This window comes from Sporosarcina sp. FSL K6-5500, assembly GCF_038005665.1.
In the GTDB taxonomy this organism is placed as follows: domain Bacteria; phylum Bacillota; class Bacilli; order Bacillales_A; family Planococcaceae; genus Sporosarcina; species Sporosarcina psychrophila.
Map to the genome: position 1 here is coordinate 3,066,436 of NZ_JBBOTP010000001.1, position 21,448 is coordinate 3,087,883.

22 protein-coding genes and 1 riboswitch are annotated in these 21,448 nt (G+C 37.7%); of the genes, 16 read left to right on the forward strand and 6 right to left on the reverse strand.

Annotated elements, in window-relative coordinates; translation table 11 throughout:
• Nucleotides 1-221: 221 nt before the first annotated feature.
• Nucleotides 222-1,073: a GNAT family N-acetyltransferase gene (locus MKX62_RS14755; protein WP_187047184.1), complete on the forward strand. Its 852-nt coding sequence runs from the start codon at nucleotides 222-224 to the stop codon at nucleotides 1,071-1,073.
• A gap of 293 nt (nucleotides 1,074-1,366) precedes the next feature.
• Here MKX62_RS14755 and MKX62_RS14760 read toward each other — a convergent pair whose 3' ends face one another.
• Nucleotides 1,367-2,536, reverse strand: a complete 1,170-nt coding sequence (locus MKX62_RS14760) for a pyridoxal phosphate-dependent aminotransferase (protein ID WP_187047185.1) — start codon at nucleotides 2,534-2,536, stop codon at nucleotides 1,367-1,369.
• Between the two features lie 502 nt (nucleotides 2,537-3,038).
• Nucleotides 3,039-3,149: riboswitch (SAM riboswitch) on the forward strand.
• A gap of 105 nt (nucleotides 3,150-3,254) precedes the next feature.
• Between MKX62_RS14760 and MKX62_RS14765 the strand changes: the two genes are divergently transcribed.
• The 3 genes from MKX62_RS14765 to MKX62_RS14775 are packed head-to-tail and all read left to right on the forward strand — an operon-like array spanning nucleotide 3,255 to nucleotide 5,759.
• Nucleotides 3,255-4,268, forward strand: coding sequence for a methionine ABC transporter ATP-binding protein (locus MKX62_RS14765; protein ID WP_340741748.1), 1,014 nt, complete (start codon nucleotides 3,255-3,257; stop codon nucleotides 4,266-4,268).
• Nucleotides 4,258-4,929, forward strand: coding sequence for a methionine ABC transporter permease (locus MKX62_RS14770; protein WP_067207239.1), 672 nt, complete (start codon nucleotides 4,258-4,260; stop codon nucleotides 4,927-4,929). Before MKX62_RS14765 ends, MKX62_RS14770 begins: the two co-directional genes overlap by 11 nt.
• 17 nt (nucleotides 4,930-4,946) lie before the next feature.
• Nucleotides 4,947-5,759 (forward strand): MetQ/NlpA family ABC transporter substrate-binding protein, encoded by an 813-nt coding sequence (locus tag MKX62_RS14775; RefSeq protein WP_340741749.1) that lies wholly within the window; start codon nucleotides 4,947-4,949, stop codon nucleotides 5,757-5,759.
• A gap of 167 nt (nucleotides 5,760-5,926) precedes the next feature.
• On the opposite strand, the gene pepF is transcribed toward MKX62_RS14775, so the two are convergent.
• A complete protein-coding gene (gene pepF, locus MKX62_RS14780; RefSeq protein WP_187047187.1) occupies nucleotides 5,927-7,759 on the reverse strand; it encodes an oligoendopeptidase F in 1,833 nt (610 codons plus the stop codon).
• A 110-nt stretch (nucleotides 7,760-7,869) separates the two neighbouring features.
• On the reverse strand, nucleotides 7,870-8,175 hold the full coding sequence (locus tag MKX62_RS14785) for a hypothetical protein (RefSeq protein ID WP_340741750.1): 306 nt from the start codon (nucleotides 8,173-8,175) through the stop codon (nucleotides 7,870-7,872).
• A gap of 222 nt (nucleotides 8,176-8,397) precedes the next feature.
• Here MKX62_RS14785 and MKX62_RS14790 point away from each other — a divergent pair, with 222 nt between their 5' ends.
• Entirely contained in the window at nucleotides 8,398-8,682 is a 285-nt protein-coding gene (locus MKX62_RS14790; protein WP_187047189.1) for a DUF4181 domain-containing protein, read from the forward strand.
• A 214-nt stretch (nucleotides 8,683-8,896) separates the two neighbouring features.
• On the opposite strand, the gene MKX62_RS14795 is transcribed toward MKX62_RS14790, so the two are convergent.
• A complete protein-coding gene (locus MKX62_RS14795) occupies nucleotides 8,897-9,340 on the reverse strand; it encodes a hypothetical protein (protein WP_067207247.1) in 444 nt (147 codons plus the stop codon).
• Nucleotides 9,341-9,464: 124 nt separating this feature from the next.
• On the opposite strand from MKX62_RS14795, the gene MKX62_RS14800 reads away from it, so the two are divergent.
• On the forward strand, nucleotides 9,465-10,196 hold the full coding sequence (locus MKX62_RS14800; RefSeq protein WP_340741751.1) for an AAA family ATPase: 732 nt from the start codon (nucleotides 9,465-9,467) through the stop codon (nucleotides 10,194-10,196).
• A 54-nt stretch (nucleotides 10,197-10,250) separates the two neighbouring features.
• Nucleotides 10,251-10,733 (forward strand): PaaI family thioesterase, encoded by a 483-nt coding sequence (locus tag MKX62_RS14805; protein WP_340741752.1) that lies wholly within the window; start codon nucleotides 10,251-10,253, stop codon nucleotides 10,731-10,733.
• A 333-nt stretch (nucleotides 10,734-11,066) separates the two neighbouring features.
• Here the strand turns inward: MKX62_RS14805 and MKX62_RS14810 are convergent, their stop codons facing one another.
• Nucleotides 11,067-12,344, reverse strand: a complete 1,278-nt coding sequence (locus tag MKX62_RS14810; RefSeq protein ID WP_340741753.1) for an erythromycin esterase family protein — start codon at nucleotides 12,342-12,344, stop codon at nucleotides 11,067-11,069.
• A gap of 154 nt (nucleotides 12,345-12,498) precedes the next feature.
• On the opposite strand from MKX62_RS14810, the gene MKX62_RS14815 reads away from it, so the two are divergent.
• The 6 genes from MKX62_RS14815 (at nucleotide 12,499) to MKX62_RS14840 (ending at nucleotide 16,395) form a co-directional block, all read left to right on the forward strand.
• Complete coding sequence (locus tag MKX62_RS14815; protein WP_186669805.1) at nucleotides 12,499-12,732, forward strand: hypothetical protein; 234 nt, start codon at nucleotides 12,499-12,501, stop codon at nucleotides 12,730-12,732.
• A 14-nt stretch (nucleotides 12,733-12,746) separates the two neighbouring features.
• Nucleotides 12,747-13,142: a DnaJ family domain-containing protein gene (locus MKX62_RS14820; protein WP_340741754.1), complete on the forward strand. Its 396-nt coding sequence runs from the start codon at nucleotides 12,747-12,749 to the stop codon at nucleotides 13,140-13,142.
• Between the two features lie 24 nt (nucleotides 13,143-13,166).
• A complete protein-coding gene (gene nagZ, locus MKX62_RS14825) occupies nucleotides 13,167-14,408 on the forward strand; it encodes a beta-N-acetylhexosaminidase (RefSeq protein ID WP_340741755.1) in 1,242 nt (413 codons plus the stop codon).
• Nucleotides 14,409-14,472: 64 nt separating this feature from the next.
• Nucleotides 14,473-14,778: a DUF4870 domain-containing protein gene (locus tag MKX62_RS14830; protein WP_067207281.1), complete on the forward strand. Its 306-nt coding sequence runs from the start codon at nucleotides 14,473-14,475 to the stop codon at nucleotides 14,776-14,778.
• Between the two features lie 663 nt (nucleotides 14,779-15,441).
• The gene (locus tag MKX62_RS14835; RefSeq protein ID WP_340741756.1) at nucleotides 15,442-15,915 is read left to right on the forward strand and encodes an SMI1/KNR4 family protein; all 474 of its coding nucleotides are present in this window, start codon (nucleotides 15,442-15,444) and stop codon (nucleotides 15,913-15,915) included.
• A 186-nt stretch (nucleotides 15,916-16,101) separates the two neighbouring features.
• Nucleotides 16,102-16,395, forward strand: coding sequence for a hypothetical protein (locus MKX62_RS14840; RefSeq protein WP_340741757.1), 294 nt, complete (start codon nucleotides 16,102-16,104; stop codon nucleotides 16,393-16,395).
• 223 nt (nucleotides 16,396-16,618) lie between these two features.
• Here MKX62_RS14840 and MKX62_RS14845 read toward each other — a convergent pair whose 3' ends face one another.
• On the reverse strand, nucleotides 16,619-17,356 hold the full coding sequence (locus tag MKX62_RS14845; RefSeq protein WP_187047204.1) for a sulfite exporter TauE/SafE family protein: 738 nt from the start codon (nucleotides 17,354-17,356) through the stop codon (nucleotides 16,619-16,621).
• Between the two features lie 440 nt (nucleotides 17,357-17,796).
• On the opposite strand from MKX62_RS14845, the gene MKX62_RS14850 reads away from it, so the two are divergent.
• From MKX62_RS14850 to MKX62_RS14860, 3 genes are all read left to right on the forward strand, one after another.
• Nucleotides 17,797-18,591 carry an alpha/beta hydrolase gene (locus MKX62_RS14850; RefSeq protein ID WP_340741758.1) on the forward strand — a complete coding sequence of 265 codons (795 nt, stop codon included), beginning with the start codon at nucleotides 17,797-17,799 and terminating at the stop codon, nucleotides 18,589-18,591.
• Between the two features lie 1,318 nt (nucleotides 18,592-19,909).
• Nucleotides 19,910-20,380 (forward strand): GNAT family N-acetyltransferase, encoded by a 471-nt coding sequence (locus tag MKX62_RS14855; RefSeq protein ID WP_340741759.1) that lies wholly within the window; start codon nucleotides 19,910-19,912, stop codon nucleotides 20,378-20,380.
• A gap of 345 nt (nucleotides 20,381-20,725) precedes the next feature.
• A complete protein-coding gene (locus MKX62_RS14860; RefSeq protein ID WP_340741760.1) occupies nucleotides 20,726-21,430 on the forward strand; it encodes a VOC family protein in 705 nt (234 codons plus the stop codon).
• Nucleotides 21,431-21,448 lie beyond the last annotated feature (18 nt).

The following is a 21,448-nucleotide window of genomic DNA, read 5'->3' on the forward strand; positions in this document are numbered from 1 at the left end:
CCTGTAACAGAAGAACGCAGCCTTAGTACACCACAACCTGTGGCAACATTCTAGGCCCATTTGCAGATTATCCCCAGGGAAGCTTTATAATTTCCAGTGCAATAAGGAGAGCTTTCCACTAACCAATGGATTTCAATCAGAGTCACAGCATATAGGTTAAATGTGGTAGAATTGTTATAATATTTCGATGTTTATTATTTTTATGTGAATGGGGTGTGGGGATGGAGTTTAGACGTTATCAAGATGTGCAAAAATTTGCATTGAAAGCTGAACCTGTTTTAGGTAAAAGGGAAGATGTATACAGTCTTTTTTTCGGTGTATTGCAGGCAATTAAAGCTGGCCGATACGAGAAGCCGTTTATGGCGACGATTGAAGAGGAGGGGCAGGTGCTAGCCTTATTTCAAATGACCTATCCACATCCGTTAAACCTAATTTTTACGGATGAAAGCCGTTTGGAAGAATGTATGGATTTGTTAATAAGAAACCTATTGGAACTTAAAATTGAAATTAGTTCCATCATAGGTTTAAAACCGTGGGCATTCCTCTTCAGTAAGAAATGGGAAGTGAAAACAAGTGTGTATCCTCAATTGATGATGGACCAGGGATTGTATCGATTAGATAATATAGATGAAACACTTGAACACAGTCCAGGCTCTTGGCGTTTGGCAAATACGGATGATTGTTCACTCATTGAGATGTGGTTCAACTTGTTTGAGGAAGATGCAGGACTTCCGCTAACAGCAGTGGAAGATGTGAAAAGTCGAGTTGCATCATTTGTAGCCGAACAGGAAGTATTTTTGTGGGAGGATAATGGCAAAGTAGTTTCCATGATGAAAAAAGCCCGACCGACAAATCATGGCGTAACTGTCTCCCTTGTATTTACACCAAAGGAAGAGCGAAAGAAAGGCTACGCGCGGACGATGGTAGCAGCTGGAACAAAGGAACTTCTAAAAAAATATGATTTTTGTGTGCTTTACACTGATTTGATGAATCCGACAGCAAATAAAATCTACCAAGAGATCGGCTACAAGAGAATTGCAGATTCTATACAGATTGGATTTAGCTTGAAATGAAAAAGGTGTGATCTTTATAGGAAATCTGAATCACATAGTTGATCGAAATTTATATGAAAATATCTGATATGGGAAAAATTAATTCCGAAACTAGAAGATAAATATGACACAAACAATCACAATAACTAGCTGGAAAGTACAGAGAAGAAGGCGTGGCTGGATCCATCATGTGATAAGTCCAAATGATATTCGCTCTTTTCAATGTTTCTAACGAACTAAGAATATTTCATGTCAAAAAAGCCAAGAATAGAAAACTCCTGGCTTTTTTGATATGAAATTCAAATTAAATTATTTTATCGTGAAAAAATATCGAGTTTTTCAATTCGTGCAACTGCTTCTTTTAAACGGTCTTCACTTTCCAATAAGCCAACACGTATATACCCTTCACCATACCTTCCAAAAGCATGGCCCGGTGCTACGGCAATGTCTGCTTTGTCTAATAGTAACTTGGTGAATGATTCGCTTGTATATCCTTCTGGTACAGGTAACCAAGCGAAGAAAGATGCAGCGGGCGCGATGACATCCCAACCGATTCGTTTACATTCGGAAATTAAGACATTCCGGCGGCTTTCGTAAAGTGAAACGAGCTCATCCACACAATCCTGGCTTCCCGATAATGCCTCTGTTGCTGCGCGCTGAATTGCTGGGAATATATCTATGAATAAATGATCCTGCAATAAGCTGATTGCTTCGATAATATCGGCATTACCGATGGCAAAACCGACCCGCCATCCCGCCATATTATACGTTTTTGACAATGTGTACATTTCAATTCCAACTTCTTTTGCACCTTCTGCTTGCAGGAAACTGACAGGTTTCGCACCGTCAAAACCGATTCCACCATAGGCAAAGTCATGCAAAATTGCAATATCATTGTCTTTTGCCAAAGCAATCGTTTCTTCGAAAAATGGAAGTGTGGCTGTTGCGCTTGTTGGGTTATTTGGATAGTTCAAATACATTAATTTTGCTTGCTTCTTTTGTTCATCGGAAAGAGCAGAGTAATCAGGTAAAAAATCGTTTTCTGCAAGTAATGGCATTAAATCGTATTTAATATTGGCTAAGCTTACACTCGATAAATAATCGGGATATCCCGGATCCGGCAATAAAAGTAATTCATCTTCGTTCATAATCGCGAGGGGTAACTCGACCAATCCAGGTTTTGTTCCAAATAGAATCGCTACCTCTGTTTTAGGATCAATATGAACATCGTATTCTCGTTTATAAAAGTCAGCAACAGCCTGTTTTAATTCGGCAGTCCCTCTGAAAGGGGAGTATCCATGTGTTGTTGGATCTTCGACTGCTTCTTGGAGTGCTTTTATAATATGTGGAGGTGTCGGTTGATCGGGATTTCCACGCCCCAAGTTAATAACGTCGCGTCCTTCAGAAAGTGCTTCTTGTACGTTTCGAACAAGTGATGCGAAAAAGTGCGGTGGTAGGTTCTTGAGTCGATTTGATAGTGCCATGTAATAACCTCTCTTCTATGTAATCCAATCTTTATTGTAAAAGAGTAAGATAGTATAAGTTTTTCACTTGGAGCAATGTCTAGACTCCAGCGCTTGTCGGGTCTACCAAGGCGCTTGCGCTTTTCTTATTGTCTAGCTCCAGGAGCCAGCCGCTCGGAGGCCCACAGGAAGTGGGTCACCTAGCCATTGCCGCAGGACGCGGCGTACTTAGGCTAGGTTCCTTGAAAAGCAATCCAGCTATGTGGCAAAGAGCGCCACGTCGTGCCTGCAAGGATGCAGGTATGCAGTCGTTGCGACAGGACGTCGCGCTCTTAGACTGCCTTCCCCTGGATTGACTTATGCCTGTCGCGTCTAGACGGCGCCTTCCGCTTTTCTTATTGTCAGTATACATGGAATGAAATGAAAATGATAATAAATTGTTATATATCAGAACATATTATGTTGACAATCTTATTGAGACATACTAATATGAAACTTATCAATCAAAATAATTACATAATGGTACTTATCAAGAGAGACTGAGGGATAGGCCCGATGACGTCCAGCAACCCCTTGCGTAATGTAAGGAAGGTGCTAACTCCTACAGAGTGAATTTCATTCTGAAAGATGAGCTGAAACCTTTTTATTTTCGGTGCTTCTTTCATATATGAGAGAAGCATTTTTATATGGTCAGACATCTGAGATTTCGTACTTCTATTTATAGAAAGAGGAGAATTGCATGATTCAAATTCAAAACGTATCAAAAGTATACAAAACAAAAGAGAGAATCGTGACTGGTGTTGATAATGTCTCACTCGACATTAACACAGGAGAAATTTTCGGAATCGTAGGTTACTCAGGTGCAGGGAAGAGTTCTCTTATCCGTTGTCTAAATTTGTTGGAAAAACCAACGAGCGGAACGATCTTAGTAGATGGATTAAATTTGATGAAGTTACGGGGGAATAATCTCCGTCAGGCACGTCTGAAAATAGGAATGATTTTTCAACACTTTTATTTAATCAGCCAAAAGACAGTATATGAAAATATAGCATTTGCTTTACGGGCAGCCAAAACGCCTGCCAATAAAATAAACGCTCGGGTAACGGACTTACTAGAAATGGTTGGCCTCTCTGATAAACGGGATGTTTATCCTGCGCAGCTGAGTGGTGGCCAGAAGCAGCGGGTAGGTATTGCCCGAGCACTAGCGAATAATCCTTCAGTGTTACTGTGTGATGAAGCAACATCTGCATTAGATCCAAATACGACGCTATCTATTTTAAGGCTGTTGAAGAAAATAAATAAAGAATTGAAGATTACAATCGTTCTAATAACACATGAGATGAATGTCGTGAAAGAAATTTGTGATCGCATGGCAATTATGCAAGATGGAAAAGTGATTGAAGAAGGACAAGTATATGATATATTTTCAGATCCTCAAGAAGAATTGACGAAAGAATTTATTAGTAGTGTTGTGTCATTTGATGTGCCGTCAATGATTTTGAGCAAGTGCACGGGCAAACTGGTCAAAGTCATGTTTAAAGGTGATGTCGCAGGCGATGGAATTATCTCAGATACTGTGCAGCAATTTACTATACAAGGTAATTTCCTACACGGCTCCATTGAATATATTCAAGAAAGGCCACTCGGTACTTTCCTGATGGAACTAAAAGGCGAGGATGACGAAATAGAAAAGGCAATTGCCTATATGTCATCACGAGCTGCTCAAGTGGAGGTAATTGACAATGGGAATTGATTTACAACACGTTATAGAGTTAATGCCTGATATTACAAAAGCATTTGGGGAAACACTTTATATGATAAGTATTTCTCTCGTTATCGCACTTGTTATTGGGCTTCCGCTAGGGATTTTGCTGTTCACTACCGATAAAGGCTTATTTTTAGAAAATCGGGCATTGAACTCAGTTATTGGCTTTATCGTCAATATGGTCCGTTCTGTGCCGTTTATTATTTTACTCGTCGCGTTAATCCCTTTAACGATTTTAATAGTAGGTACTCCGATTGGCCCTGGGGCTGCTAGTGTTTCATTATCTGCGGCAGCAATCCCTTTTTTCGCAAGAATTGTGGAGACTTCACTAAGAGAGATTGATAAAGGTGTTATCGAAGCTGCAATCGCTGTTGGTGCAACTCCGTGGATGATTATCAAAGATGTACTATTGCCTGAAGCAAAAACAAGTATTATTCAAGGCGTGACACTTACAGTAATTAGTTTAGTCGCCTATTCAGCAATGGCTGGTGTTGTTGGTGGTGGCGGAATCGGGGATTTAGCAATTCGATTCGGCTACTATCGTTACGACAATACAATAATGGTAGTGACCGTGGTGATATTAATACTATTTGTACAAGTAATTCAGTTTGCAGGAGATCGGATTTCAAAAGTAATTGATAAACGATGATGGGGAGAGAGAAAATTATGAAAAAGTTTCTATTAGTTGTATTAGTACTTGTAGTTGGAACCGCACTAGCTGCTTGTGGTGGCAAAGAAAAAGCTTCGGATGAAAAATCTGTGAAAATTGGTGCAACCGCTGGACCATATAGTGATATGTTGAAAAAGGCGATTATTCCTGGACTTGAAGAAAAGGGATATAAAGTTGAACTAATTGAGTTTAGTGATTATATTCAGCCGAACAATGCCCTGGCAAGTGGCGATATTGATGCAAACCTGTTCCAAAACACGACTTATTTAGAAAATGTCGTTAAAGAAACGGAAGCTGAATTATCACCACTTATTATCGTACCAACAGCTCCAATGGGCATTTATTCGAATAAATTTAAGACAATTGAAGCTATTGAGGATGGAGCAAAAGTTACCATTCCAAACGATCCTGTTAATGGAGCCCGCGCCCTTTTAGTGTTACAGGATGAAGGTCTAATTGAATTAGATCCAAATGCAGAAGTGCTAAAAGTATCTGAAAAAGATGTAACAATGAATAAGAAGAACTTGGTGTTTCAGCCAATCGAAGCGGGTCAGCTTCCACGTTCAGTTGACGGTACTGATTTAGCGGCAGTTCCTGGAAACTTTGCCTTGGCTGCAAGTATGAATTTATTAGATGCGCTAGCACTAGAGGACATGCTTGATATATACAGAAACGTAGTTGCAGTAAAAACGGAAAACATTGATAAGCAATTTGCTAAAGATATTATTGAAATAGTAGAATCAGCAGAATTTGAAAAAGTAATTGATTCAGATTTTGAAGGCTTTGGTAAACCAGAGTGGATGAAGTAAAATCTAACTAGCAACGTCAAAAAGCTGACGAGACCATTACGGTTACGTCAGCTTTTTTTGTTCTTCCTGCCTAGGAAATTATAAAATCTGGACAGTGGATAACCTGCGAAAGCTGATATTTCACGTCTAGACTCAAGCGCCTCTGAACAGGCGCTTGCGCTTTTTTTTTATTGTGAAACGTTAGCCGTTTCGTTTGCCTCAATTTCTTCCGTCAACACAACTAGCTGATCAATCAAATCACCGATATAAGCGATTGTGTCACGCAATGGTTTTTCTGTTGTAATATCGACACCTGCCATTTTTGACAGTTCAGCAGGGGATTTTGTACCACCAGCTTTCAATACTTCGAGCCATTCATCGACAGCAGGCTGACCTTCTTCAAGGACACGTTTAGATACTTGAGTGGAGATTGTGAGTCCAGCACTGTATGTGTATGGATACAAGCCCATGTAGTAGTGTGGCTGACGCATCCATGTAAGTTCCGCGCCTTCATTAATCTCCACATCATCTCCCCAGAACTCTTCAAGCACGCCGCGTTTCAAGTTGTTCAATACACCGGCGTTGACACTTCCGCCTGCATCAATGCGTTCATAGACTTTTCGTTGGTAGGCAGCTTCTAGTAAGTGCGTTACAAAGTTATGGTAGTACGTGCGTGCAACGATTGATGAAATGACCCAACGCTTGAATTTCGGATCATTTGAGTTTTCTAATAGGTGGTTAGCCACGAGCATTTCATTCATCGTCGAAGGTGCTTCGATGAAATACAGGGATGGGCGTGCATTGAATACGTTTTGCTCTCGATTTGCATTGTAGAAATGACCCGCATGCCCTAATTCATGAGCTAAGACGAATACATCATTCATACTACCTGTCCATGAAATAAGGATATATGGATGGTTGCCATAAGGGCTGGAACAGAATGCTCCTGTTGATTTACCTTTGTTTTGAGCGAAATCAATCCAACGTTCTTTGTATGAACGATCCACCATCTCCATGTAATCAGTACCCATTATAGCAAGGGCATCATCAATATATTTCTTCGATTCATCTACGGTGATTTTTGGTTCGTATGTTGGATCAAGCGAGATTTTCAAGTCGGCAAACGTCATTTTATCAAGTCCATGGACTTTTTGCAGAAGTTTCGCGTACTTTCGCATATGCGGTGCAAGTTCTTTTGTGATTAAATCAATTTGACGGTCATACATGGATTTATCGACTTCTTGGGTGAATAATAAGTAATCGAAAATCGAATTATACCCTCTTAGGTCAGCTGTTGTTTTTTCCGTTTGTAAATGCATGTCATATGTTTTTGCAGTTGTATGTTGATAGTCTTTTAACTTAGCTGAGAATGCATCGAATGCAGCACGGCGTTTGGCGGTATCCGTTTCGCCCTCCCAGTCACCTTCGAAGGACACATAGCTTAACGGATAACTTTTCCCGTCGACTTCGAAATCATCAAATGCCATATCCACCATTTTTGTCGTGTTATACAAGCCATATGGCCCGGCAAATGTGGAAGAGAAGGCAGCTAAAGTTTTCTCAACTTCAGGATGCAATTGGTACTCTTTTTTGCGAATCAATTTCTCCAAGTAATTTTTAAAATCACCTGACTGTTTCATTGCATCTTCCAAAACATCAATGGGTAATTCAGAAAGTTGACTGTTGACGAATGATAGTTTGCTGTTTATTTTCGCGGCAGTGGAACCAAACTTGCTTGAGCGCATTTGTGCTTCGTCATCCGTTTGGTCTGTACTTGATGACAAACTCGTATACGTGCCAACAGGAACCACTTTTTCATAAACAGCCGCAAAGCCTTCCAATGCCTCTATTACTGATTTAGCATCTCTAATGTTGCCATTGAATTTTTCGGCAAATGCATCGACTTCTTTTACCAATTCAATTATCGCAGCATCATATTCCTCTTCTGTTTTGAAAAGGTCTTGCAGATTCCATGTTTCTTCTGTCTTTACTTCTGAACGCAGCGGCATACTCTTTACCAATCTAATCTCTCCCTTTTATTACGGATGTCGAACTAAATAATAGTATATAGTAGAATAGGGTAAAAGTAAAAAAACAAATCCCTTTTTTGACAACTTTCAGATAGTATGTGTTATTTTTGCTTTTTTGAAAGACGTTCGATTTCATCTGTTAGGATAAAAGCAAGATCATCATTGCCGAAAAGTTGTAGGACATCCAGCATTGTTTCGTTATCAATGTCGATTTCTTCTTCAAATTTAGCTTCCTCAACTATTTTCTTCATCGTCTCATTTTCTTGTTGGTCTGGGTATGCACGGCTATATAACTCATGCGGGTTCACTTCATTATTAGCACACCATTGTACAAACAACCGAATCATTAGCTGCTCATCTTGTTGATATTTTTGAATGACTTGTTCATCGATGTTTTTAAATTCCATGTTAGTTAGCTCCTTTAAAATACTCTTCCCATAAGTATATACGAAATGTGAAACTTCTAAGGAATATAGACGTAAGTATAAATATAGAACAACAAATTAGTTAAGAGTATCAGTCTATATATGTTGAAATAATGAAACCAATTGATTTCGCTATGAAGTTAGGTGCCTTCGAATCATTTGTTCACTATAATAGTTCATTTCAAGAATGGGGTACAAGAAAAAGTGAAAGAACTAATTATCATTGGTATTGTGTTAATTATCGCAGTGTGGCTGGGAGAGCGATTTCTGAAAAGAAAGCTGCATATAACAAAGAAGACAAATACTATGGATGATCGCGCAAAAAGTCTTCAATTTTTCGCGTTGGCAATCCTGATGATTGGTTTTGTTATTAGTTCTATCATGGGCTCCGTGACTCTAGCTACAAAGTATGAAAATTTTAACTTTGTTTATTTTTTTGGACCTTATCTGATTTTAGTATCTATGGTGAGAGGATTTATGGATTGGTAATTCAATAAACCTTCAAAACAATGGATTCTACAAATCTATACCATATTTCTTTTGTTCATATTAATGATAGCTATTTTTTTGATTGATCAACTTAAATAAACATATAAGAAAAGCGCTTGAGTCTAAACAATGCTCAAGGAGAAAACTTATATTTTATTGTCTTTTTAAAAAGGACAAGAATAGAATGACTATCTTGCCCCCTGTATTGGATAGGTTAAATTTTATTGCTGATGAGAAAATGAACAATCCAATCCACATCTAGTGGACCGTCAACTACTTCGTAATAGAGTGAAGAGTTTTGGATGATTAGATCTTCATTTACAATAATGCTAAAGTTGTCTCCATTACTATCTGTTAAATTAATAATGAACTGATTGATATCATCAACCTTATTAATTTTTTCAGGTTTTAATTTTCGGACATGATAATCTTGAAGGAATTCAAGTAAGCTTTCAATTTCAGATTCATCACTTATATTCCAAATTTTGGGGGAGGAACCTGAAAGGGATGGTTCCGAAAAGGTCATTACACTAAACTGAGATTCCGTGGTGCCAAGAACCTTCGTAACCTCTTTCTTGTCGTAGCCTAGGAAAAGTTGAGTCATTGCATATGTGCCTATAATCATAATGCCAATCGATAATAGTGCTCTTATTTTCATGTTCTATTCCTCCTGTAATTCATTTCTTTAGTATACGCGGATGAAGATGTACGGGATCATGCTTGTACATTAATAATCTATGCAGAATCACACGGGGAAATTAGTAGAAAGGGGTTATAATCAAATGTTTTTGAAAAAAATAACGCTTCTTCATAAAGAGTCACTTTCAAAGGAGGAGTATCCATTTTCTATACCCTCAATTCAGTCGCTAACGGAGTTGGATTTAACGAATAGTGTTACATTTTTTGTTGGGGAAAATGGTTCAGGGAAATCGACATTACTTGAGGGAGTTGCGGATTTATGCGGGTTTAATTCGGCGGGTGGCGGTAGAAACAATACATATGCAGTAGATGAGTCTGAAAGTGCATTAAGTGATTATCTTCGCTTGTCATGGATGCCGAAAGTGACGAACGGATTCTTTTTACGGGCTGAATCTTTTTATCATTTTGCTTCACACGTTGATGAAATGGCAAAAGAACCCGATGGCTCCTATCATGCTTACGGAGGGAGATCACTTCATCATCAGTCTCATGGTGAATCATTTCTGTCACTATTTCTAAATCGATTCAATGGAAAGGCAATTTACTTACTCGATGAGCCGGAAGCCGCATTATCACCGCAAAGGCAGCTGTCGTTTCTGCGTATTATGCATGATCTTGTCCGGGAAGAAAATTGCCAGTTCATCATTGCAACGCATTCGCCCATAATTTTAGGCTATCCTGATGCGACAATCTTGAGTTTTGATGATGGAGAAATAAAGGAAACCGAATATGAAATGACTGAGCACTATCAGATCACAAAATATTTCCTGGATCATCGTGAAAAGTTTCTGAAAGATATTTTAGAGGATGAATAGATTGTCGGAATGTTATAATGATGACGTAGGAATGTGGAATGGGGGAAAAGGGATATGAATAATGAAGTAGTACATGCAATTCAAGATGACTATCCGGAAGATTTCGCTTGGTGTTTTGGTTGTGGGCGCTTAAATGAAGATGGTTACCATTTCCGAACGTGGTGGCAAGGGGAAGAAACTGTAACCTATTATGAACCGTCACCGAAGCATATTGCGATACCAGGATTTGTTTATGGCGGTCTAATCGCATCATTTGTCGATTGTCATGGGACTGGTTCGGCCGCACTTGCATTGCACCGGAAAAATGGGCATGAGCCAGGCAGTGGAGAAGAACCACCACGTTTCGTCACAGCGTCATTAAACGTGAATTATATGAAACCAACTAAACAAGGTACTTTGTTAAAAGCGGTTGGAAAAGTGGAAGAAATTCATCCGAAGAAGTTTAAGGTATCTGTTGAAGTATTTGCGGATGACACAGTTGTTGCAACAGGAGAAGTCGTTGCTGTTATCATGCCAGCAACATTCGCAAATAAGTAATGGAGTAAATAAATGTGAAAAGCTGATTGCTATGTGCAGTCAGCTTTTTTATGAATTATAAAATAATAGATGATATGAAACCGAACTCGTTGTTGCACGAAAAATGGGACGTGAAAATGTCTATCGTTTGGAGAGCCACTGCGGAAATTGCAAACACGGCTTACTTTCTACGAACAGTTTTGGAACAATAAAGTAGCAATATTTAAAGATATTGTTGAAAACAATCAAAGAGAAAACTAATTAAATTGGGTTCAGCAACTACACTATTAAAATGGAAATAAAAATCGTGATTAATTCATCAACCACGATTTTTATTCTTCCGCTATCATAATGTCATATATCAGTAACCGTTACCCCTAGATTCAGCGGTTCCAGTGCTTTTGTTTGATCAATAAATATAAAAGCATCATATCGATTTCCGATTTGAGTTGGTACATAGTTTCCAAATTTCTCGTATTCAGGGTTGTAGACGACCCCAATTGCTCTATGGCCAATCCAGCTGGTGAAATAGTGTCGGTTATCTTCATTGAAAACGAATAGTTTATTGAAAGCGCCAGACTTGTGTACTAAATCTTCCCATGAATGTTGACGAGCAGGAGGGACTTCTATTTTCTCGAAAGGTACTCCCCATTGTTCAGCCGCGATGACGGTGCCCCGATGCGTTCCGAATCCTACTGCATAGACATCTTCTTTCATAAATTGTTCTCGCAGTAATTGACCGACGTTGAGCATTCCGTCCTCCTGCATTGTTGTTGCACGGGCGTCTCCGATATGCGTATTATGTTCCCAAACGATGATCTTTGCATTTTCTCCATAATGATTCATTACTTCATTAATCGCTTCAACCATATGTTCATCACGAATATTCCAGGAAAGTGCGTTGTCTTGGAGCATGGCACGGTAATATTTTTCGGCATTTTTAGTTACGAGTGCATTCACTTTTAAATTTAAAGTGGTTTCCTGATCGTCTTTATAGTGTTTATTGTGCGAGCGAATGGACGATAATAAATCACTCACTTCGTCAATGCAAACTTGTGAAAAGTGAGCTGTGGAAATTGCATAATGGTCTGGCATACCGTTGAAAGGTTCGAAGCAGGAAAAAGCCTTTTTAGCTAGTTCAAGATCGGCACCCGCGGGATTGAATTCTGTTAAGTAACGGATAATTTCCTCCATCGATTCCCAGAGACTATACATATCGATTCCGTAAAATCCGATTTTTTGATCGGGAATCCTCTTGTCATTATGCATTTTCAACCAGTCGACAAACTCCGCAACCTCTTCATTAGCCCACATCCACGTCGGCCATCTGCCGAAAGCTTTCAAAACTTCGTGTGCATCATCTTTACTTTCGCTATATCCTTTTATATAGCGATTAACATGCTGAGCGGACGGCCAATCACCTTCGACCGCGATGGCTGAAAACCCTTTCTGTTCAATTAGCATTTTGGACAGCTTAGCCCGGACTGTGTAGAATTCTGATGTCCCATGGCTTGCTTCTCCTAATAAGACGATTTTTGCATCACCTATGGCTTCGATTATTGTTGAAAGATCCGCATCAGATTGAAACGGGAGTGCATAATTTTTAACGGCTTCCTCAAGTGTGAACTTCAATTGGATAACCCCATTTCCTGCAATGTATTATGGAAGTATACCCAACTATTCGCATCGTAGCCTATGAAAGTTAAACAAAATGAATTGAAATTGTATGACAGACAATTGCAATAATGTACAATTGAATTAATTACATGACTAAGGGGCGATTGAAATGCTAGAGGGAGTTATTATTGTTGGGCTTGTGATGAGTGTGCCAATCATTGCTATTATTACGGATCATCAAAGAAGAATCGTGAAAATTAAAGGGGAATTCATGAGGGATGAGATTGAACTAGAAAAACTAAAACAGCAAAACTTTATCATGGAAACTGAAAAGATGAAAATCGAATTGGAACAAATGAAACTGGATTATACATCTGGAAAAAATGAAATTATAAAAATATAAAGGAGGGGGAGTGAATGGGTATGAGCAACGATAAATTAAACCCACCATACAACGATCTAATCGGGGATATTTTAAAAGAATATACCAAAAAAGGCGGCATGGATAATTTAGCGGGCCATGGGAAACCGTTATCACAAGAGTACTTTTCGGGTGATACGTTCCAGCATTTTCAGCGAATCGCTAAAGATGCCGGATATAAACCACATTGGTTAAATCTACAGCATGAAATTCGCGATGAATTAATCGCAATTACAGCTATTCAACGTGCAGATGCTGCAGCAGAGTTGGAATTACGAATAGAAAAAGCAAACGAGAAAATAGCTGAATACAATAAATCTTGCCCACCCCCTATGCAGAAGGGATCAGTGTCGCTTAGTAATATTGAAGCTGCGATTGATCGGTGGAAATGAAGTAATAAGAAAAGGGGAGTGACAGTGAATCGTAATTATAAGTTCATTTTTCTCGTCGCTTGTTGTACTTTATTAATGTCGGGATGTTCTCAATTTACACAAAAAAATAAGGATAAAGAAACAGATGTAACAAACTCGCCGATTACAGAACCACCCAAAAAGGAGGAGATTGTTTTATCAAAGGTAGAAGAAATGGTTGACCAAATGACATTGGAAGAAAAGGTCGGGCAATTACTAGTGATTGGCGTTGAAGGTACCTCGTTTTCTAGTGAGATGGATAACCTCATCCGTAATTATCATGTTGGTGGGGTTATTATTATGGGAAGAAATGTAGCGACAACAAATGAAATGCTACAGCTGATTAATGGAATTAAAAAAGCAAATGAACATAATAAAATCCCTCTATTCCTATCTGTCGATGAAGAAGGAGGACGTGTTTCCAGACTGCCCGTCGGTATCCCTAAACTGCCCACAAGTGCGCAAATTGGTAAACTCAATGATGAATCGGTGAGTTACCGCGCAGGCACCTATTTAGCTGGAGTGCTTAACGAATTCGGTTATAACATGAACTTTGCTCCTGTATTGGATGTTAATAGTAACCCGAGAAATCCAGTTATTGGGAATCGCTCATTCGGATCGGATCCCTATCAAGTCGCTAAGCTAGGCATATCGACGATGCATGGAATGATGGACAATGACATTATTCCTGTCGTTAAACATTTTCCGGGGCACGGCGATACGGTTGTTGATTCACATAAGGCGTTGCCAAAAGTGGAAACAACTTTGGAAGCACTTCGTAACGTAGAGCTAGTTCCATTTCAAAAGGCAATTGAAGAAGGTGCCGATGCTGTAATGGTCGCTCATATTTTATTTCCAGCACTTGACCCTGATTATCCATCCTCAATGTCTAAAGCTATTATCACGGGATTACTTCGCAACGAAATGAAATTTGAAGGTGTCATCATAACGGATGATCTGACGATGGGGGCGATTGCGAATGACTATACAATCCCAGAAGCGGCAGTTCAGTCCTTCATCGCGGGAAGTGATCAGCTACTTGTAGTTCGCGATTATGAAGTTCAACTAAATACTTTGAATGCGTTCATTAAGGCTATTGAAACAGGGGAAATCACAGAAGAGCGGCTTAATGAGAGTGTAAAGCGGATTTTAACGCTAAAAGAAAAATATAGTGTGTCAGATGAAGTGCATGAAAAAGTGGATATGGATAAAATCAATGAATTGTACGACAAGCTTCAGCTGAAATAAATGAATTTTCTCTCCCGATTATTCGTATAATAAAATACTTGAAAAAGATTGGGAGGGTTATTATATGGAGAATAAAGGATTAAAAGTGTTAATTCATGCCAGTGCTTTCTTTATGCCATTTTTGGTACCGTTTATCATTTATCTAGTTATTGATGATTTAGAGGTCAAAAGGATGGCGATACAAGCAATCTTATTCCAACTGGTCATGGGAGCATTGATTGTTGTTTCTACGATACTTATTATTGTAATTATCGGGATTCCATTGCTAATTGGATTTGGTTTAATGTGGTTAATTGTGCCGATCATAGCAATTGTAAAAGCACTGAATGACGAAAAGTACAATTATCCGATTGTAGGTAGATGGATTTAATTATGTTATCAATAAACAAATCATTAAGTGTAGTATGAAAAAAATCCATACTAAATGTCCTCTAAAGTAGAATTTGCTTTAGTGGAATTTTTTAACATAATTCTATGTTACGATGCCGCTGTGGATTAAAAATAAACCCGCGATGTTTATAAAAAAGATGCGACGTTTTACCCCTTTAGATGTTTATCTAAAGGGGTGTTTCATTGAAAAGGACTTACTTATTGAAGTAGTTGAGTGTAAACTGAATTTATAGAAATAATTGGAATGATATTTTGGTGTGGAAATTGTAAAGGTATATTTTTTGTCGTGATGCAAGACTACGTGTTTAGCAAGCTAGAACGAGATTGCTTGACCAGGTGCTAGATGTAATCAAGTATGGCAATTTCTCTGTAACGGGATTTACTTATGATGATTTGTAAATGAGAAGGTATTTAAACTATCGGATGCTGGTTTAGTTGAAGACCAAAGGGTTCCTAGGCAGCTCTTTTTTCTTCTAGAACAAACGGAGCAGTCTAGTTTAATCAGGAACTTTTAAGTCTTTGGTTATGATAGTTTAATGCTCAAACGAAAAGAGCTGAATAAAAGTCACTGACTTTAAAATTGCATGTAAACATGTGTGCATACACATTGAATTAAGTGAAGTCTTTATGGGGGTATTAAATTGTGACGAATAATGAAATTACTTTGGAAGCCAGAAGACTGATCGATAGAATTAAGAAGAAATATCCCGATTTTGTTGGTAAAACAGTAAGCGGAAGTGACATAGCAAAATTAGAAAAAGAATTGAAGATAAAGTTACCAAATTGGTATATCGAACTTTATACAACCGTTCCTTTAATTGATACGGAGTTTGGGGTCCAAGAAGATGAGCCAGATGAGGATTATGACGGAATTACTTATATGATATGTGGTGGTGTTGACGACATAATTGAAGAAAGCACTGAATTTGAACCTGGAATATCTGCGTTAAAAGATGGATACGTTTTTCTAGCTAGTTGCTCGCACGGTAGCGGCGACCCTATATATGTCAAACTAAACTCAGACGAGACAAGAGTTTATCGTATATATCACGATGATCTCACTAAAGCTCAACTAGTAGAAAACCTTGCATCTTTGTTTAAAAATGCAATAGTCTAACGAATTCGATACCTGCTCAACAATTCAACGAAACCTTATTCACCTAACGGATTGTCTTGAACAAGAACAAGTTTTATAGGCTAGGTTTGACACAGCTATTGCTTTTCATCTTCACCTAAGGGGGCAGCTTAGATAAATAAAGTTGTAGAATAAATCATTAAAAATAAATATTAAAAGAGGGATATTATGAACCACTACCAAATTGTAAAAGAAGTAATTAATGATTGGGACCCGATGAACTTTTTAAGTTTCTCATCTGAGGATGAATATGATCCAGAAATAAGTCGCATTGTATCGCTATTACCAACTGCATCTGTTGAAAAATTAGCTGTAGTGATACATGAGGTCTTTGATGAAATGTTTTCGAGGAGTAGAAGTAGAATACCTTCAATTAAGAATTGTTATCCAAGTGCCTTAAAAATTTGGAACAAAATTTATAATAATAAATTTCCAAATGTTAATCAGAAGCAATATTATTAAACTAACGGATGCTTTACTTCAAGAAGGAGTAAAGCCTTTTTTCTTCTTGATCTAACGGGGCAGGATAGTTGAAGAATAAATTGAATAGAATTTTAATTTTTTTTTAGAACCCCTTTAAATATTATCTTAAATCAAGGAGGAGGCGTCGATCCAAAAATGTGATGGACGTCTTGTTTGCCTGGTTAGAATTGTAATTCAATTAGTATCTTCAAAAAAGATACTTTTAAAAATTAAAGTAATCTACAATCATTTGTAAGATTAATAGAACTGTTACTAATCTAAGAAGTGGTTTTACATGTTCCGTTTTTAATTTATGAGCTAATCTTACTCCGAACTGTGCACCAATAATGGATCCAAGCATTAATGCTATGGTAAGTGGCCAGAAAATTTTACCCGTTGATATGTAAGTGATGGCAGAACCAAAGCAACTTGCAAAAACCCCAACTCTTGCTAAGCCAATTGCTCGGATATAGGCAATTTTTTGGCTTGCATATAAATACATCGCAAGTGTACTGCTTCCTGGCCCAAACATTCCGTCATACATTCCTATACCAATTAGTGCAGTTCCTGATTTTTTATTTGCATGAAACTGTTCAGTTCCATCAAAATTACCTGTATTCATGAAGGAAGTTACAAATGCAAAGCTTAATAAAATGATTGCAATAATCGTTAGGGTACTTCCGCTTAAAAAGGAAGCAATGAGTCCACCTAAAATACCTCCTCCAAGACAAAACATTAGGACTAATAATGCTTCTTTCGAGGAAACTTCTTTTCTCTTTAATATGACAAGAAAGCTTGAGAGTGAACTGACAGTATTGGAAACCTTGTTTGCACCGATTGCTGAATGCACGGGTAACCCCATAAGTAACATAGTGGGTAAGCTAATCAGTCCCCCTCCTCCAACCAATGTACCGACAACATTACCTATAATTCCAATCATAAAAAAGATGACAAATTCCATTGAAGAACCTACTTTCAAAATTACACCATAGATTCAGTTTACCACGTCTAATCTTTGATATGAATTCTAAATGAAACAACTTTTTATTTAATTTATTAGCAAATCAAAATTCGATGAATGGAACGATAAGGTAGAAGAATTTTTTCGATATTGTGTTTTTTATTCAACTAAAGGTTTACGGTTTTTTTAATAACAATCTTCAACAATAGGGAGCTTTTCTGAAATGAAAAGGGCGTCTTTCTTCATGAAAGGGCCATTTAATTGAACATCACCTTAAAGGAGTTTGGATATTTATGTTAGTGTTTAGTTGAGATTGTGAAAAATTGTACTTAAACTAAAGGGGCAGGTTAGTTCAATAAGCAGGTGTTATCGGAAGAGCGCCGAAATAGTTATTAACCTGGGAATTATCAAAACCGTGGGACATAAAGGGGGCATACTAAATGTTACAATATGTAGAGTACAATCAAGAAAATACAAGAGAAACCATTATCGCTATACCAGCACTTGGTGAACGAAAGGAAATTTTTGAAGCATTAGCAGAAAGTTTAAAGGAATTCCGTTTTCTTGCAATTGATCTACCAGGGCATAATAACTATACTTTCCATGAAGACTTTTCGATTGAAAAATATGTAGTTGATATAAATAATCTATTAGATAAATTATCAGTTTCAAAAGCTCATTTTATAGGGAATTCAATTGGGGTATGGATTATACAAAGCTATTATAAAAAATATCCTGAATCTGTTCATTCTTTAACATTGATGGACGGAGGTTATTATTTTATTGGAGACTACAAAGAAATTGAAATAGGTGAAATTGAACTTCCTATCATAGAAAAGCTCGAGGATTTACAGAAGGCTATTAAACAACAAGTTGATTCAATGGATAAGCTACCATCTAGCAGTAAAGAATTGTTTGAAAATTATTTACTTAAAAACTTTATTCGAAAAGACGGAGTTTATGTTCATCATAGTAACGTGAATGCATTAAACACTCTCTCAAAAGCTGTTGTGGAAACAAACTATTGTATTCAGCAAACTAAGGAATTTCCTGTTTTGTTGTTACTAGCTGATCAAGGAAAAGATAACTCGGAAGAAGAAAAAATAAATAGTTTTCTAATATCAAATAATTATGCGACTGTAGAACGTATTCCCAATAGTTATCATTTTTTACCTATTACCAATACAAACGATGTGTCAAAACACTTTGAAAAACTGGCATTCTTATTGAACTAACGGGTGCTTGTGCGGCCGAGCCTAGGTCGTATCATATAGCGGGTGGGATTCCCGTCGAGAAAGAACTAGCCATTCACTCGTAGCGAGTCTTGGAGGGCTACTGGTAACAGTAGCCTTTAAGCGTAGACAGTTAGGTGGCGGGCCGAAAGCCAAATGGTTGAAGGGATTGAGCTCCATAATGTTAGTGAATCGAGAGGGCTGATGCCTTAAGCACAGCAGAAAGCTACATTTTATCCATCGTTAAAGGCAAGAAGGATAAAACCTCTCTGGAGTCAGAGACCTTGGCACGTCACACATTGATATGATACGGCAACTCGGGAGGCCCTACCGGTCTTTTCTTCTTATAGAAGAGTATGGTGTACAAGCGATAATAAGTAAGGAAGCCAAATGCCGTTGTAGGGAGTCGGATAGCAGCGTAGTACCAATGAAGTTGGGTAATGCCGATGGAGGAAAGGCTGCTACCAAGTTATCACCCTTACTAGGGACACATTTACTACACACAGAGGTAGGGATACTAAATGGAAACAAAACTAGTAAGGATAGCAGAATTAGCAAAATCTGAGCGAAAGAGATTAGCTATATTTTGTGAATGGTGACTAGGAGGAGCCGTGTGCGTAAATAGCGCAAGCACGGTTCTGTGAGGGGGGAGGAACACAATCTACCGCAAGGTAGAGAGGTTCCCTTCTACTCGACTAGTTTAATAAGAATAGGACTTGCGTTTATGATTAATCTTCATATATACAAGTCCTTTTGTTATGCTCTTACACACTCACATGCTAGTGGTTGCATTGAATCAACCTGTTCTAACCACACAGGCAATACAAGCTCCTGTGAAGCGATTGAAGGCTCTTGGAATACGCTAAACAGTTCCTCACAATGTTCCAAATACATATCAGCTAAAGGCTCTCTATGCTCCATTGCAACTGCCTTTAGTTGCTTCTTCTCCTTAGAAGGATTCTTGCTATCTCGCTTCTATTTACCTTCTAATGACCTCATAGCATTAAATCCTTTTGTCGCTTTCACATCGGGCTTCTCGCCTGCGTTAACGGTGATTGATTTTCGATAAGGTGACGTTGAGGTACATTCAGCACACACATAGAAAAGCTCAATCACTCTACCGCCTTGTATGCATTGCTATTCAGTCCCTTAGGCAACAAGAAGTCATAGATTACATAGCTGTTAATTCAAGTACCAATCCTCTATATCGTCACGATACACCAGTATTTGTAAATGTGTTAAACTATACCAAACGACTGACTATTCAGTCGTTCAAAAAACAAGGCAGGTTAGAACAATAAATTGAAAGCAGGTAAAGTTAATGGACTTAACTATCAAGAGAAGCAAAGAAGTTGAAGCACGACGACTTTTAGAAATACAAACTGAAGCTTTTGCGGAGGACTTAAAAAGGTATGAAGACTACGACACCAACCCAGTCAATGAATCTATTGAAAGATTACTTAGGAAAATTGAAGCCTTCTTTCATTACACCATTTGGCTTGGAGACGTGATTATTGGTGGGGCAGATGTTCGTGATTTAAAAGAAAACAAATACCGTTTAAATAGAATTTTTTTATCTAACGAATATCAAAATAAAGGTCTTGGAAGCAAGATTATGGAACTGATTGAAAGTGAGTTCCCTTCTGCTATTGAATGGGGTTTAGATACACCCTATTTAAACACAAGAAACCATCATTTTTACGAGAAATTAGGATATAGAAAAGTGGGACAGCATCAAATTACTGAAAAGCTTTTTTTAATTGACTATGTGAAAAAGGTAGAAAAAAATTAGCGTTTTCACTCAACTAACGGGGTGCTTTAGTTCAACAATCGGCTGCCTTGGTGGCTTTTTCTTATTGCGTAATGGAGTTAACTACTTCCGTGAATTGGTGTTATGTCAACCTGGTGTGCATGGCGTATACAAGCTTGTTCAGGCTTGATTCCGTGGAGCTATTCAAGTTTTTGGTTCAACTAACGGACAGATTAGTTGTAGATGCAAAAATATCACGTGCAATTTAAATGAAACTTACAAATAATCTTATTATTTGTAAGTGTTTTCAATTTTGATATCAAGTTAGCTAAGTAAAGGGTGGAATTTCTTCATACAAAGGCAGATATTTATAAGGGGGATATTATTATGGAAATAAAGTTACTGTCTTTACAAACAAATAAATTAGAAATGATGAAAGAATTTTATACGCAACAATTAGGTTTTTCAATTTGTGGGGAGAATCCAAATGGATTTCAAATTCAAATAGGAACAAGTATTTTAGAATTTACTAATGAAAAAGTGGCAGGGGAACCGTATTATCATTTTGCATTTAATATTCCCGCCAATCAATTTCAGGAAGCAAAGGAATGGTTGAAAGGAAAAACAACGCTTTTATTAGAAGACGGAGAAGACGAGGCATATTTTTCATTTTGGCCTGCACAGGCTTGCTATTTTGAAGACCCAGCAGGAAATATAGTCGAACTCATTGCTCGATCTAATGAGAATCCAAATAGCGAATCTTCATTTTCAGTAAATAGCATTTTGAATATCAGTGAAATTGGTTTAACTGTAAAAGATGCACCAATGGTCGGTAAACAATTTAAAGAAATTAACATTTTTGATAGTGACAATGATCCAGTTACTAATTCTTCTTTAAGCTTCATGCAAGATAGTAATAATGGCGTTTTTATTCTTTTAACAAGCATAGATAGAAAATGGTTGTTCTCAGAAAAGAAATCTAAAATTTTTCCAATGAAAATAACACTTGGTAACCAAATAGTTATAAGTGTAGATGAAGAACATGAATTTTTTATTAATAAGATTCAAGATGATTGCATTCTGAAAGCTTAACATTTCACTTGATGAGTA